This window comes from Streptomyces sp. NPDC052020, from assembly GCF_040680575.1.
Taxonomy (GTDB): Bacteria; Actinomycetota; Actinomycetes; order Streptomycetales; family Streptomycetaceae; genus Streptomyces.
In genome coordinates this window covers 151,883-166,549 of the sequence record NZ_JBFAWY010000005.1, presented here as the reverse complement: position 1 = coordinate 166,549, position 14,667 = coordinate 151,883, and the positions used below count along the sequence as shown (strand labels likewise).

At 72.0% G+C, this 14,667-nt stretch carries 10 protein-coding genes; 5 read left to right on the top strand and 5 right to left on the bottom strand.

Going from position 1 to position 14,667, the window contains the following annotated elements; all coding sequences use genetic code 11:
* Nucleotides 1–12 precede the first annotated feature (12 nt).
* Nucleotides 13–1,026, top strand: coding sequence for an endonuclease/exonuclease/phosphatase family protein (locus AB0L74_RS06730; RefSeq protein WP_365646718.1), 1,014 nt, complete (start codon nucleotides 13–15; stop codon nucleotides 1,024–1,026).
* Between the two features lie 92 nt (nucleotides 1,027–1,118).
* Here AB0L74_RS06730 and AB0L74_RS06725 read toward each other — a convergent pair whose 3' ends face one another.
* Nucleotides 1,119–3,191 (bottom strand): PhoX family protein, encoded by a 2,073-nt coding sequence (locus AB0L74_RS06725; protein ID WP_365646404.1) that lies wholly within the window; start codon nucleotides 3,189–3,191, stop codon nucleotides 1,119–1,121.
* A 255-nt stretch (nucleotides 3,192–3,446) separates the two neighbouring features.
* Between AB0L74_RS06725 and AB0L74_RS06720 the strand changes: the two genes are divergently transcribed.
* From AB0L74_RS06720 to AB0L74_RS06710, 3 genes are all read left to right on the top strand, one after another.
* Nucleotides 3,447–4,985, top strand: coding sequence for a VWA domain-containing protein (locus AB0L74_RS06720; protein ID WP_365646401.1), 1,539 nt, complete (start codon nucleotides 3,447–3,449; stop codon nucleotides 4,983–4,985).
* Nucleotides 4,986–5,080: 95 nt separating this feature from the next.
* A complete protein-coding gene (gene metG / locus AB0L74_RS06715) occupies nucleotides 5,081–6,697 on the top strand; it encodes a methionine--tRNA ligase (RefSeq protein WP_365646398.1) in 1,617 nt (538 codons plus the stop codon).
* Between the two features lie 118 nt (nucleotides 6,698–6,815).
* Nucleotides 6,816–7,181, top strand: coding sequence for a PH domain-containing protein (locus AB0L74_RS06710; RefSeq protein WP_365646395.1), 366 nt, complete (start codon nucleotides 6,816–6,818; stop codon nucleotides 7,179–7,181).
* A gap of 520 nt (nucleotides 7,182–7,701) precedes the next feature.
* On the opposite strand, the gene aspS is transcribed toward AB0L74_RS06710, so the two are convergent.
* Nucleotides 7,702–9,465, bottom strand: a complete 1,764-nt coding sequence (aspS, locus tag AB0L74_RS06705) for an aspartate--tRNA ligase (RefSeq protein WP_365646392.1) — start codon at nucleotides 9,463–9,465, stop codon at nucleotides 7,702–7,704.
* A gap of 226 nt (nucleotides 9,466–9,691) precedes the next feature.
* Between aspS and AB0L74_RS06700 the strand changes: the two genes are divergently transcribed.
* On the top strand, nucleotides 9,692–11,851 hold the full coding sequence (locus tag AB0L74_RS06700) for a SpoIIE family protein phosphatase (protein ID WP_365646390.1): 2,160 nt from the start codon (nucleotides 9,692–9,694) through the stop codon (nucleotides 11,849–11,851).
* On the opposite strand, the gene AB0L74_RS06695 is transcribed toward AB0L74_RS06700, so the two are convergent.
* The 3 genes from AB0L74_RS06695 to AB0L74_RS06685 all read right to left on the bottom strand — a co-directional run bounded on the left by AB0L74_RS06695 (nucleotide 11,776) and on the right by AB0L74_RS06685 (nucleotide 14,573).
* Nucleotides 11,776–12,879: an AI-2E family transporter gene (locus AB0L74_RS06695; RefSeq protein WP_365646387.1), complete on the bottom strand. Its 1,104-nt coding sequence runs from the start codon at nucleotides 12,877–12,879 to the stop codon at nucleotides 11,776–11,778. The two genes, AB0L74_RS06700 and AB0L74_RS06695, sit on opposite strands and share 76 nt — an antisense overlap.
* Nucleotides 12,880–13,012: 133 nt before the next feature.
* Nucleotides 13,013–13,990 (bottom strand): pirin family protein, encoded by a 978-nt coding sequence (locus AB0L74_RS06690; protein ID WP_365646385.1) that lies wholly within the window; start codon nucleotides 13,988–13,990, stop codon nucleotides 13,013–13,015.
* Nucleotides 13,991–14,105: 115 nt separating this feature from the next.
* Nucleotides 14,106–14,573, bottom strand: a complete 468-nt coding sequence (locus AB0L74_RS06685) for an SseB family protein (RefSeq protein WP_365646382.1) — start codon at nucleotides 14,571–14,573, stop codon at nucleotides 14,106–14,108.
* Nucleotides 14,574–14,667 lie beyond the last annotated feature (94 nt).

Below are 14,667 nucleotides of genomic sequence, written 5' to 3'. Positions count from 1 at the left end.
GGCGTGAGGGAGATGGGCACGGCGGTTCCGTCGTGGGCGGTCACCGGCGACGCGCCGGGCGGGCGGCGGGCGCGGCCCCGACGCCGGCGCCGGGCCGGGGCGTGGTGCGCCGGGCTGCTGTTCGCCGCGGTGAGCGTGGTCGCCGGATGCCGGGTGGCCGGCACCGACGGCATGACGCCGGTGCCGCAGCTGCTCGCCTTCCTTCCGTGGCTGCTGGTGCCGGCCGGCGCCGGGCTGCTGCTGGCGCTGGTCTCCCGCTGGTGGACCGGGATGGCGTGGGGCGTGCTGCTGCTCGGCCTGCTGGCGTGGCACATCGAGCCGTACGGCACGACCGGCGACCCCATCGGCCTTCCCGTGGCCGAGGTGCGGGTGCTGACCTCCAACGTCGAGTTCGGGCAGGGTACCGGCGCGCTGATCGAGGCGGTGCGCCGCGAGAAGCCGGATCTCGTCTTCGTCCAGGAGTGCCCGCCCTCGTGTGACGCGGCGCTGCGCGGCCGCCTCGCGGCGGACTATCCCCACCGCCGGGCCGTCGAGGGCGACGGCTCCCGGGGCAGTGTCATCCTCAGCCGCTTCCCGCTCCGGGCCACCGCCGGCGTCCCCGCCACGATGGGCATGCCCGGCGCCGTCGCCGACGTGCGCGGGCACTCCGTACGGCTCCAGCTCGCCCATCCGATGCCGCCGCTGCCCGGCGGCATCGGTCTGTGGCGCGCGGAGCTGGACGCGGTGCGCGACGCCGTCGCCGCGGACACCCGCACCCCCACCGTGCTGGCGGGCGACTTCAACGCCACCCAGGACCACGCCGCCTTCCGCCGCATCCTGGACACCGGGCTGCGCGACGCCGCCCGCCTGGCCGGCTCCGACCGGGCGCCCACCTGGCCGTCGCCCACCACGCCGGGGTTCGGCGCGCAGATCGATCACGTGCTGGTGTCGGAGGACTTCACCGTCCGCGACGCCCGCTTCCTCGATATCGCGGGCTCCGATCACCGGGCGGTGGTGGCGGGCCTCACGCTGCACGGGCGGGGCTGACCCGGAATCCGTACGACGGCGGCGGCGCGCCGCTCCGGGCCGGTGGGACCGGGGAGCGGCGCGCCGCCGTGGCACGCGGGTGACCGCCGGGGTCAGACGCCGATGTCGCGCCCGTCCGCGCGCCACACGGCCACGACCGCCGGGCGGACGAGGGAGCCGGGCCCGTCGGGCCAGGTGCTGGCGGGCTTGTCCACCGAGGCTCCGTCGACCTCGCCCGGGTGCTGCACGGCGACCAGGACGCGCCGGTCCTGGACGACCGGACCGCAGGTCTCCGCGCCCGTCGGGACGGTGAGGAACTGCTTCAGCTCACCGCGCCGGTCGCCCTTGACGGCGACGCCGAAGAGACCGTCGTGGCTGCCGAGGGCGTTGCCGTCGGTGGACAGCCACAGGTTGCCGTGCGGGTCGAAGGCGACGTTGTCCGGGCAGGAGATCGGGCTGACCGCGTCCTTCGGGAAGCCGGCGAAGTACGTCGCCGGGTCCTCCGGGTCGCCCGCGACGAGGAACAGCGACCAGGCGAACGACGTGCTCTCCGGCCGGTTCCACCGCTCGGTCAGCTCCAGGACGTGCCCGTGCTTGTTGCCGGGGCGCGGGTTGGCCTCGTCGGGGCCCGCGTAACCGGCCTTGCCGCGGTTGGAGTTGTTGGTGAGGGCGACGTACACCTTGCCGGTGACCGGGGAGGGCTCGATGTCCTCGGGGCGGTCCATCTTCGTCGCGCCGACCTTGTCACCGGCCAGCCGCGTGAAGACGCACACCTCCTCGGCGGTCATGCCCGGTACGTGCGAGACGGCTCCGTCGGCGGTGGCGGTCACCAGCGGGATCCACTGCCCGCCGCCGTCGAACTCGCCGTCGGCCGGCAGCGTGCCCGTGCCGTCGATCTCGATGGCCGGGGAGTCACCGGTGAGCTTGGCGACGTACAGCGTCCCCTCGTCCAGCAGCGACAGGTTGTGCTCGCGCACCGCCCGGGAGGTGCCCTTCCTCATCCGCTTGCTGCCGACGAACTTGTAGAAGTAGTCGAACCGCTCGTCGTCACCGGAGTAGACGACCGGGCGCCCGTCGTGGGTGAGCCGCACGGTCGCGGCCTCGTGCTTGAACCGGCCGAGGGCGGTGTGCTTGCGCGGCGTGGAGTGCGGGTCGTACGGGTCGAGCTCGACGACGTACCCGAACCGGTGCACCTCGTTCGGCTCCCGCGCGACGTCGAACCGCTTGTCGAACCGCTCCCACTTGCGCTCGGTGGCGCCGGTGCCGATCCCGTACCGCTTGTCCGTCGCCCGGCCGCCGTTGGCGAAGTACTGGTTGAAGTTCTCCTCGCCGTGCAGCGTCGTGCCCCACGGGGTGGTGCCGCCGGAGCAGTTGTTGAGCGTGCCGAGCACCTTGGTGCCGGTGCGGTCGGCGGAGGTCTTCACCAGGTCGGACCCGGCGGCGGGCCCGGTGAGCCGGAACTCGGTGGTGGCGGTGACCCGCCGGTTGAGGTGGTGCCGGGTGACGGGCGTCAGCTTGCCGGTCCGGCGGTCCTCCTCCACGACCACGGCGGACAGCCCGTGCGCGGCCCAGGCGATCTCCACCTGCTCGCGGGTCGGGTTGTCGGGGTCGTACCCGCGGAACATGAGCACCTCGTCGGTGTACTCGTGGTTGGCGACGAGGAGCTGCCGGCCCCGCTCGCCGGGCAGCGGCAGCAGCGCGAGGAAGTCGTTGTTGTAACCGAACTGCCCGGCCTGCGCCTCCGCGGTCTGCTTCTCCGGGTCGAACGCGGGCGCCCCGCGCAGAATGGGCTCGCCCCAGCGGATGACGACGTTCTGGCGGTAGCCCTCCGGTACGACCACGGCGTCCCGCGTGTTGGGCGCCACCGGCGTGAACCGCAGTCCGCGCGCGCCCTTCTGCTTTCCACGCGCCGCGGCCCGCGCCGCCGGGGCGGCGTTCGCCTCGGGCGCCCCCGCAAGGGTGACCGTCCCGGCGCCCGCCGCGGCGACGGTGACGACGGCGGCGGCCCGCATCATCGAACGGCGGCTGAGCGCACCGGCGATGACATCGCCGACGTACTCGTTGGAGCTGGTGTTGGGCACCTCGTGGAAGCAGGCGTCACCACACCGGAAACGACAGGTCATGGCGGACCGTCCACCGGGATGCGACCCGGACGGCGTTCCGATCAGCGGCAGCAGCTTGCGCACGGTTGTTCTCCCCTGGGATGCCCTGAGATGCCCTTGGTGTCAGCGCGACCGTATGAGCACGTACGTGCGGGAAACGGGCGCCGGGATGAACAACGAGTGAACCCCCGACATCCGGAAGGAAGGCCGGGACCCGGCTTGACGAGTCCGGGTTTTCGTGGCAGACGGTGCCGGGGATAAGAAACCGGGGCCGCTAACCTTACGTGTCCGTCCTGGCCAGGGATTGACGGGCTTCACCTCATGCGAAGGGTTGCGCACATGGGCATTCTCACTCTCCTGCGGAACGCGTTCGGCCGGTCACGCAAAGCGAAGACGGCACCGGCGGAGGGTGCGGCGCCGCAGCCGCCCGCACGGACCGCGCCCGAGCCGGCCCCGGAGACGGCCCCCGAGACGACCGCCGAGGCGCCCCCCGCCCCCGAACCGAAGCTCCCCTCCCAGTCCGCACCCCGGACCACCACCGCCACCCCCGCGCCCGCCCCGCAGGTCCCCGAACCCCGCCCGTCCGGCGCAGGCGAACACGAACTCGTCACCGCCGCCTTCGACAAGGTCACGGTGCCGAAGCCGACCCGGGCACCGGACCAGAAGGACGACGCGACGACCGAGGCGGAGACCGGGGCCCTGGGGGCTCCGGGGGTGGCGGAGCCCGAGCCCGAAGCCAAGGCCGAGGCCCGGACCGAGACAGAACCCGAGCGCGAGGCCCGGACCGAGACAGAACCCGAGCGCGAGGCCCGGACCGAGACAGAACCCAAGCCCGAGCCCGAGCCCCAGCCCGAAACCAAGATCGAGCCCGAGCCCGAGACCGGCACCGAGGCCGAGCCCGAAACCAAGACCGAGACCGAGCCCGAGACCGGCACCGAGGCCGAGCCCGAAACCAAGACCGAGACCGAGACAGAACCCGAGACCGGCACCGAGGCCAAGCAGACGGTGCGGGAACCGCAACCCCAGCCCGCCCCCTCCCCGAAGCCCGCTCCGGCTCCCGAGCCCGCCGCGGCCCCCGAGCCCGCTACCGCCGAAACGGCAGACCCGGGACCGGCCGAAACGGCGCCGGCCCAAACGGCGCCGGCCGAGGCAGAGTCGGCCGAGGCGGAACCGGCCGAGGCGGAACCGGCCGCCGCGGACGAGGCCAAGGCCGGCAAGCCCGCCGTCTCCGCCGCGCGCGTCCGCTCCCGCGCCCCCCACCTCTCCGCCGCGTACAAGGCCGCCGGCGCCGCCCTCAGGAAGTACGGCCTCACCGGCGCCCGTGCCAAGGTGTACCTGGTCCTGGACCGCTCCGCCTCCATGCGCCCGTACTACAAGGACGGCTCCGCCCAGGCGCTGGCCGAGCAGACCCTCGCCCTCGCCGCGCACCTCGACCCCGAGGCCACGGTCCCCGTCGTGTTCTTCTCGACCGAACTGGACGGCACCGGCGAGCTCACCCTCACCGAGCACGAGAACAAGATCGACGAGCTGCACGGCGCCCTCGGCCGCATGGGCCGTACCAGCTACCACGCGGCCGTCGCGGAGGTCGTCGCCGCGCACGGGAAGTCCGCCCCCGGCACCCCCGCCCTGGTGGTCTTCCAGACGGACGGCGCGCCCGACGCGAAGACGCCCGCGACCCGGGCCCTGGAGGACGCCGCGGCGCACCACCCCGCCGTCTTCTTCTCCTTCGTCGCCTTCGGCGATCCGGAGAACAAGGCGTTCGACTACCTCCGCAAGCTGCGCACGGGCAACGCCTCCCACTTCCTCGCCGGCGAGGAACCCCGCGAGCTGACGGACAAGGAGCTGTACGAGGGCATCCTCGCGTCCTGGCGCCCGTGATCACGCGCGGCCGGGGGGCGGACGGGGACCGGCGCCGCGTCCACCCCCCGAAACGCGTGTGAGTCGATCCTGCCGGGACCAGTAGGATTTCGACCATGGCGGCCACTGGATCCGAGAAGCAGGGTGGCAAGGCGTTCTACGTCAGCACCCCCATTTACTACGTCAACGACGCTCCTCACCTGGGCCACGCCTACACGACCGTCGCAGGGGACGTGCTCACGCGCTGGCACCGTCAGCGCGGCGAGAAGGTGTGGTACCTCACCGGCACGGACGAGCACGGTCAGAAGATCATGCGCACCGCGGAGGCGAACGGCGTCAGCCCGCAGGAGTGGGCCGACAAGCTCGTCACCGAAGCGTGGAAGCCTCTCTGGGAGCACCTGGAGATCGCGAACGACGACTTCATCCGCACCACGCAGCAGCGGCACACCGTCCGCGTCCAGGAGTTCGTGCAGGACCTGTACGACAAGGGCGAGATCTACAAGGGCGGCTACGAGGGCCCGTACTGCGTGGGCTGCGAGGAGTACAAGCTCCCCGGCGAGCTGCTCGACGGCGAGGGCGAGTACGCGGGCCAGAAGCTGTGCCCGATCCACAAGAAGCCGGTGGAGATCCTCAGCGAGGAGAACTACTTCTTCAAGCTGAGCGCGTACGGCGAGAAGCTCCTCGCGCACTACGCGGCCAACCCGGACTTCATCCAGCCCGAGTCCGCGCGCAACGAGGTCGTGAACTTCGTCCGCCAGGGCCTCCAGGACCTCTCCATCTCCCGCTCGACCTTCGACTGGGGCATCCCGATCCCCTGGGACGAGAAGCACGTCATCTACGTGTGGGTCGACGCGCTGCTGAACTACGCCACCGCGGTCGGCTACAACGAGAACCAGGAGAAGTTCGAGGCCACCTTCCCGGCCGACGTCCACCTGGTCGGCAAGGACATCCTCCGCTTCCACGCCGTGATCTGGCCCGCCATGCTGATGGCGCAGGGCCTGCCGCTGCCCGGCAAGGTCGCGGCCAACGGCTGGCTGATGGTCGGCGGCGAGAAGATGTCGAAGTCGAACCTGACCGGCATCAAGCCGCAGGACCTGACCTCGCACTTCGGCGTGGACGCCTACCGCTGGTACTTCCTGCGCGCGATCGCCTTCGGCCAGGACGGCTCCTTCTCCTGGGAGGACTTCTCCGCCCGGTACACCTCCGAGCTGGCCAACGACTACGGCAACCTCGCCTCGCGCGTCGCCGCGATGGTCGGCAAGTACTTCGGCGGCACGCTGCCGGAGGCGACGGCGGTGGGCGAGGCCGAGAAGGCGATCCACGCCGGACTCGCCAAGGCCGTCGCGGAGGCCGACCGGAAGATCGGCGAGAAGCTGGACTTCCAGGGCGGCATCCTCGCCGTCTTCGACTTCATCAAGCAGGTCAACGGCTACATCACGGAGCAGGAGCCGTGGAAGGTGGCCAAGGACGACTCACCGGAGGGCAAGGCCCGCCTGGCGACGATCCTCTACACCGCCGCGGAGTCGCTCCGGGCGGTGGCGGTCCTGCTGAACCCGGTCATGCCGGAGACGAGCCAGAAGCTCTGGGACTCGCTGGGCGCCGAGGCTTCCCTCGGCGGCCTCGCGGACCAGAGGGTCCAGGAGGCCGCGGACTGGGGCCGGCTGCCGGCCGGCTCGACGGTCACCAAGGGCGCCGTGCTCTTCCCGCGTCTCGAGGAGAAGCCGAGCGCGTAACACGCTCGCTACAGCGCAGGGCCCGGGAGAAGGAGATCTTCTCCCGGGCCCTGCGCTTTGCGATGATCACCAGCGGGCGGCCGTCCGGCCGCCGACGCTCGAGTGGGGGGACCGCACCATGGCACTGTTCGGCAACGCGCACACCGTCGACCCGGCCCAGGCCCAGCGGGACTACGCCCGTCTGCTGGGACACGGCGAGCAGGTGCACGCCGCCTACCTGCTGATCCGGGACACCATCCTGTTCACCGACCGCCGTCTGATCCTGGTCGACAAGCAGGGCATCACCGGCAAGAAGACGGAATACCACTCCATCCCGTACCGGAGCATCACCCACTTCTCCGTGGAGACCGCGGGCACCTTCGACCTCGACGCCGAACTGAAGATCTGGATCTCCGGCAACCCGACCCCCCTCCAGAAGACCTTCACCAAGGGCGTCGACATCTACGAGGTCCAGGGCCTCCTGACCCAGTACGTCGCCCGATAGCCCACCCGGCCACCGGGCGCCGGCCCGGGCGAGACCAGCCCGGGGGGCACCCGCACCCCGGCCGGAGACAGGTGGAAGGGAATCGTGTCGTCTGTCGTCACCTGTTTCCCCGGGCGGGGAACGCTCATCGAGACGGCCTGCCTCGAAGGCGAGGCGAAGGGAGCGGCGCGCGGAGAGGCTCTGGGCGAGGCGCGAGCCGTCCTGCGGGTGCCGGAGACGCGCGGCATCCCCGTCTCCGACGCCGTCCGCGAGCGCATCACCTCCTGCACCGGTCTCGCCCGCCTCGACGACTGGCTCGGCCGGGCCGTGACCGTCGCGACAGCGGAGGAGCTGTTCACCGGCGAAACCGAGGGGAGCCCGGGCAGCCGGGGAAGCCGAAGGCACCGAAGGGGTCGAGGGCGGGGAGCCGGAGCGCGCCGGCGGCTGAGAGCGGGCGGCATACGGCAGGGGCCCGGCACCGAGATCGCTCCGGTGCCGGGCCCGCTGTCCTTGCCTTGCCCTTGTCCCTGCCGTCGAGGGACTACTTCGGCTGCGGCTTGCGCACCGACAGGTGCAGCTCCTTCAGCCGGGACTCCTCCAGCTCGGTCGGCGCGCCCATCATCAGGTCCTGGGCGTTGCCGTTGAGCGGGAAGGCGATCGTCTCGCGGATGTTGGGCTCGTCGGCCAGCAGCATGACGATGCGGTCGACGCCCGGGGCGATGCCGCCGTGCGGCGGGGCGCCGAAGCGGAAGGCGCGCAGCATGCCGGCGAACTCGCGCTCGACGGTCTCGTGGTCGTAGCCCGCGATCTCGAACGCCTTGAGCATGATGTCCGGCTCGTGGTTCCGGATCGCGCCGGAGGACAGCTCCACGCCGTTGCAGACGATGTCGTACTGCCAGGCCAGGATGGACAGCGGGTCCTGGGTCTCCAGGGCCTCCATGCCGCCCTGCGGCATCGAGAACGGGTTGTGCGAGAAGTCGATCTTGCCGGTCTCCTCGTCCTTCTCGTACATCGGGAAGTCGACGATCCAGCAGAAGCGGAAGACGTTCTCCTCGAAGTGACCGGCGCGCCGGGCGGCCTCGACCCGCACCGCGCCCATGATCTTGGAGACCTCGTCGAACTCGCCCGCGCCGAAGAAGACCGCGTGGCCGGCGGCCAGCGACAGGCGCTTGGTGAGCTCGGCGACGTTGTCCTCGGTGAGGAACTTGGCGATCGGGCCGGTGAGGGTGCCGTCCTCGCCGACGCGCACCCAGGCCAGGCCCTTGGCGCCCTGCGAGACGGCGTAGTCACCGAGCTGGTCGAAGAACTTGCGGGGCTGGGCGGCGACGTCCGGCACCGGCAGCGCGCGCACGTGCTTGCCGGCGAAGGCCTTGAACTCCGAGCCCTCGAAGATGTCGGTGATGTCGACGAGCTCCAGCTTGGCGCGCAGGTCCGGCTTGTCGGAGCCGTACTTCAGCATCGCCTCGCGGAACGGGATCCGCGGGAAGGGGGAGGTGACCTCCCGGCCGCCGCCGAACTCGGTGAACAGCTCGGTCATGAGCTTCTCGATCGGCTGGAAGACGTCCTCCTGCTCGACGAAGCTCATCTCGACGTCGAGCTGGTAGAACTCGCCCGGCGAGCGGTCGGCGCGGGCGTCCTCGTCGCGGAAGCAGGGCGCGATCTGGAAGTAGCGGTCGAAGCCGGAGATCATCAGCAGCTGCTTGAACTGCTGCGGGGCCTGCGGGAGGGCGTAGAACCTGCCCGGGTGCAGGCGAGAGGGGACCACGAAGTCACGCGCGCCCTCCGGGGAGGTCGCGGTGAGGATCGGCGTGGCCATCTCGTTGAAGCCCAGCGCCGTCATCTTCTGGCGGATCGCGCCGATGACCGCCGTACGCAGCATGATGTTGCGGTGCATGCGCTCGCGGCGCAGGTCCAGGAAGCGGTACTCCAGGCGCCGCTCCTCGTTGACCCCGTCCTCGGTGTTGATGGTGAAGGGGAGCGGGGCGGCGGCGCCGAGCAGCTCGACCTCGCCGACCTCGACCTCGATCTCGCCGGTCGGCAGGTCGGGGTTCACGTTCTCGGTTCCACGTGAAACAACCCGGCCGTCGACACGGACGGTCGACTCCTTGGAGAGCTTGTCGAGCGCCTCGTACGCGGGGGTGCCCGGACGGGCGACGAGCTGCGTGATGCCGTAGTGGTCGCGCAGATCGATGAAGAGGATGCCGCCCAGGTCGCGCCGATTGTGCAGCCAGCCACTCAGCCGGACGTCGGTGCCGACGTCAGAGGCGCGGAGCTCGCCGCAGGTGTGGGACCTGTACCGATGCATCGTCGTTCATCCAGTCTTCGCGGATTCGGGAATCTCCGGGGCCCGGTGCCCGGACTTCCCCAGGGTACCGGCCGCCCCACGGTCGGCTCTCCTCCCTTTCGCCTCCCGTTCCGCCGGAGCACGGCTGCGTGGCGGCACGGCCGGGGCCGTACACCGGCCGTGCTCAGGCCGCGCACCGGTACGCGAGCGGTGGCAGCGTGCGAAGACCTCTTCTTAAAGTGGGGCAATGCGCACTGGTGAGCCCCTGCCCGCCGTGGGGGACGTCCTCGCCGCCCTGGCCACCGGGCTGTGGCACTGCGACACCGCGGCCGGGCTGGTGACGGTCGACGCCGAGGCGGCCCGGCTGCTCGGGCTGCCCGCCCGGCAGGGGACCGTCACGGAGGCCCAGGTCCGCGCCCGGCTCCATCCGGGTGACTGGACCGAGATCACCGGCGTGGTGCAGCTCGCCGCGGCCGAGGGCACCGTCGCCGAGGTGCGCCTGAGGGTGATGGACAAGCGGGGCCGGGTGGTGCGCGTCGTACGCAGCCGCTCCCTGCCGTCCTTCGACCCCGAACGCAAGGCGTATGAACTCGTCGGCACCCTCCAGGAGGTCACCGATCCGCCGCCGGGCACGGCCGCCGGGAGCGGAGGCGCGGTCACCGGCGACTGGCGCCGCTCGCGGGAGGCGTTCCTGCTGGACGCGGGGAGGGCGCTGGCGCAGGCGCGGTCCACGCAGGAGGTGCTGCGGGTCGTGGCCAACCTGGCGATGCCGGGTTTCTCGCCGGACGGGCTCGCGGTGTTCGGCGTGGAGGGCGACCGGCTGACGGTCATCGGGCACCACGGGCAGCGGCCGGGGGACGAGAACCCGTTCGCCCAGATGTCCCTGGAGACGGACTATCCGGCGGCCGAGGTGGTCCGCACCGGCCGGGCCGTCTATCTCTCCTCCCCGGAGGAGTACCGGGCCCGCTACCCGCTCACCTGGCCGCTCGCCCAGCGCTTCGGCCGCAGCTCGTGGGCGTTCATGCCGCTGACCGTGGCGGGCCGCACGATGGGCGCCTGGATGGCCGGTTTCGCGCATCCGGTGGCGTTCACCCCGGACGAGCGGTCGGTGCTGGCCACGGTCGCCCGGATGCTGGCGCAGGCCCTGTCGCAGGCCGGTGCCGCCGAGACCCAGCGGGAGCTGACCGACGGGCTCCAGCGGTCGATGCTGCCGGTGCTGGGCCCGCGGATTCCGGGCATGGGCGTCGCCGCCCGCTATGTGCCCACCGGGGGCGGACTCCAGGTCGGCGGCGACTGGTACGACGTGATCGCGCTGCCGCAGGGACGCTTCGCGCTGGTCATCGGCGATGTGCAGGGGCACGACGTCCGGGCGGCCGGCCTGATGGGGCAGCTGCGCATCGCCCTGCGCGCCTACGCCTCCGAGGGGCACCGTCCCGACGCGGTCCTCGCCCGCGCCTCCCGCTTCTTCCACGACCTCGCCGACAACCCCGACGACCCCGGCGACCTGCGCTTCGCGACCTGCCTGTACGCCGAGGTCGACCCGGCGACCGGGACGGTGGAGACCGCCCGCGCCGGTCATCTGGACCCGGTGGTGCGCATGGCGGACGGGACCGCGATGCTGCGGGCCACGGCCGGAGGGCTCCCCCTCGGCATCGACCCGGACTGCGACTACCCGACCACGCGGCTCGCGCTGGAACCCGGCGAGACGCTGCTGCTGTGCACGGACGGCCTGGTCGAGACCGGCGGCCACGACCTGTACACCGGCTGGCTGCGCATCCGGCGGATCCTGGAGGGAAGCGACGGCGACCTGGAGGGGCTGGCCGACACGCTGGTGCAGGCCGTGCTCGGGCCGTCCTCCCACCACACCACCGGCCCGCTGCCCGACCGGCGGGAGGACGACATCGCCCTGGTGCTGCTGCGCCGCGATCCGGAGACCGGCGGTGCCGCACGCCGGCCGGTGCGCCGCACCATGCTCACCATCGCCCAGGCCGAGCCCGAGCGGATCGGCACCGCCCGCCGGCATCTGCGCGACCTGCTGCACGACTGGCCCAGCGAGGAGCAGACCGACGCGGCGGTGCTGCTGCTGTCCGAGACGCTGACCAACGTGCTCGTCCACACCGACGCCGACGCGCTGCTGGTGGCGGAGGTGACCGGGGCGCCGGGCGAGCGGCGGATCCGCGTCGAGGTCTTCGACAACGGCGACGACCTGCCGCACAAGCGCCGGCCGGGGGAGATGGCGTCCTCCGGGCGCGGCCTGATGCTGATCGAGCTGCTCGCGGACGAGTGGGGCGTCGCCCCGCGCGGGGAGGGCAAGAGCATCTGGTTCGAGATCTACGAGCGCGGAGCCGGGGACTCCGGGGACCCGGACGGTCCGGGGGCCCCGGGGGGCGGATGCGCCGCCGCGTAGCGGTCCCGCAGCTCGTGGGCGACGCCGAAGGCGGCGGCCGTCAGCGGCACCGCGAGCAGCATGCCGACGATCCCGGCCACCGACGCCCCGCCGGTGATCGTCACCATGACCACCGCCGGATGCATCTGCACCGTCCGGCTCTGGATCAGCGGCTGGAGCACGTGTCCCTCCAGCACCTGCACGGCCAGCACCACCCCGAGCGCCCACAGCGCGATGACGAAGCCCCGGTCGGCGAGGGCGACCAGCACCGCCACCGCCCCGGAGATGAAGGCGCCGAGGTAGGGGATGTAGGCGCCGACGAAGACCAGCGCGCCCAGGCCGGCGGCGCCCGGCACGTCGAGGACGAGCAGGCCGACGGTGATGCAGAGGGCGTCGATCAGGGCGATGAACGTGGTCCCGCGCATGAAGCCCTCGACGGCCTCGAAGGCACGCCGGGCCATCGCCTCGGCGGTGTCTCCCCCGCCGCGCGGGACCAGCGAGCGCAGGGCGCCGACGGCCCGGCCGGAGTCCCGCAGGAAGAAGAAGACGAGCAGCAGGGCGAGGACGGCCATGGCGATGATCTCGCCCACCACGCTGACCCCGCTGATCACCCCGGAGGCGGCCGTCCCGCCGAACTTCGACAACAGCTCGCGCGCGTTGGCGGCGAGGTCGTCCAGCGAGGTCCCGGCCGCGCCGAAGTGCCGGGCGAGGTCCTGGGCGGCGGCGCGGAGCGAGGCGACGATCTGGTCGCCGGTGTCGATGAGCGCGGCCACCACGATGTACACGGCCCCGCCCACCACGGCGACGACGGCGGCACAGGTGAGCCCGGCCGCCAGCGACCGCTGCACCCCGGACCGCACCAGCCACCGGTACACCGGGCCGAGCAGGGCCGAGCCGAGCAGCGCGAGCAGCACGGGCACCACCGCCGTGCGGAACTCCACGCACAGCCGGATCCCGACGTAGACCACGCCGCTGACGAGCAGTACGACGGCACACCAGGCGGCGAGCCGGCGTACGGGATCGGGAAGCGGCGGTGTGGGGGCGGGCACGCCTCCAGCGGATCACGCGCCGGGCGGGCTGTCCCGCGCGGACGGCCCGCCCGGGTGACACCTCATCAGCCGGACGTGCCGTCCGGGTGACGCGGCGTCAGCCCGGCCGTCCGCGTGACATGCCGCCAGCCGCTCAGGCCCCCGGCCCGCTCGCCGACATGCCGTGCACCGCCGGGACGGTGCCCAGCCGGCCCTTCTGGAAGTCCTCGAAGGCCTGCATGAGCTCGTCCTTGGTGTTCATCACGAACGGGCCGTAGTGGGCCATCGGCTCGCGGATCGGCCGGCCGCCGAGGAGGACGACCTCCAGGTCGGGGGTACGGGACTCCTGCTTGTCGTCGGCGCGGACGGTGAGCGAGGAGCCGGCGCCGAAGACGGCGGTCTGGCCGAGGCGGACCGGGCGTCGCTCGGCGCCGACGCTGCCGCGCCCGGCCAGCACGTACGCCAGGCCGTTGAACTCCTCCCGCCAGGGCAGGGTGACCTCCGCGCCCGGCGCCAGCGTGGCGTGGATCATCGTGATCGGCGTGTGGGTGACGCCGGGGCCGGTGTGGCCGTCCAGCTCACCGGCGATGACGCGCAGCAGCGCGCCGCCGTCGGGCGAGGTCAGCAGCTGGACCTGGCCGCCGCGGATGTCCTGGTAGCGCGGGGCCATCATCTTGTCCTTGGCCGGCAGGTTCACCCACAGCTGGAGGCCGTGGAAGAGGCCGCCGGACATCACCAGCGCCTCCGGCGGGGCCTCGATGTGCAGCAGGCCGCTGCCCGCGGTCATCCACTGGGTGTCGCCGTTGGTGATGGAGCCGCCGCCGCCGTGGCTGTCCTGGTGGTCGAAGGCGCCGTCGATGATGTAGGTGACGGTCTCGAAGCCGCGGTGGGGGTGCCAGGGGGTGCCCTTGGGCTCTCCGGGCGCGTACTCCACCTCACCCATCTGGTCCATCATGATGAACGGGTCGAGGTGGCGGTAGTTGATCCCCGCGAACGCCCGGCGCACCGGGAATCCCTCGCCCTCGAAACCGCTGGGCGCGGTCGTGACGGTGAGCACGGGGCGTGCCACGGCGTCGGCGGGGGCGGTCACACGGGGCAGCGTCAACGGGTTCTCGACGGTCACGGCAGGCATGTCGGTACCTCCTCAGGCACGGCCTACTTTAGTTGAGTATTGAACTTCCTGCCACCCCCAACGGAAAAGGCCCGGGGGAGATTCCCCCGGGCCCGCGGCGACGCGCCGGCGACGGCTAGCCGTACATCCGCCGCATGGCGAAGTCCACCATCTCCTCCACCGCCTTGGCGTCGAAGACGATCCGGTGCTCTCCCTCCATGTCCAGCACGAAGCCGTAGCCGGTCGGCAGCAGGTCGAGCACCTCCGCACCGGTGATCACGAAGTACTTGGACTCCTTGCCCGCGTACCGCCGCAGCTCCTTGAGCGTGGTGAACATCGGGATCACCGGCTGCTGGGTGTTGTGCAGGGCGAGGAAACCGGGGTTGTCGCCGCGCGGGCAGTAGACCTTCGACGTCGCGAAGATCTGCTGGAAGTCCTCGGCGGTCATCTGCCCGGTGGTGAAGGCGCGCACCGCGTCCGCGAGCGACGGCGGGGACGGCTCGGGGTACAGCGGCGGCTGCTGCCCGTACCCGCCGTTCATCGGCTGCTGCGGCGGGGCGTACTGCTGCTGCTGAGGACCCGCGGTCTGGTCGTAGCCGTACATGCCGCAAAGAGTAACGAGTCACAGATGACCCGATCGGGGTTGCTTCTTATTACCGACGGGTAGCATCATCGTAGCTACTAGCTGGTACGTGAAA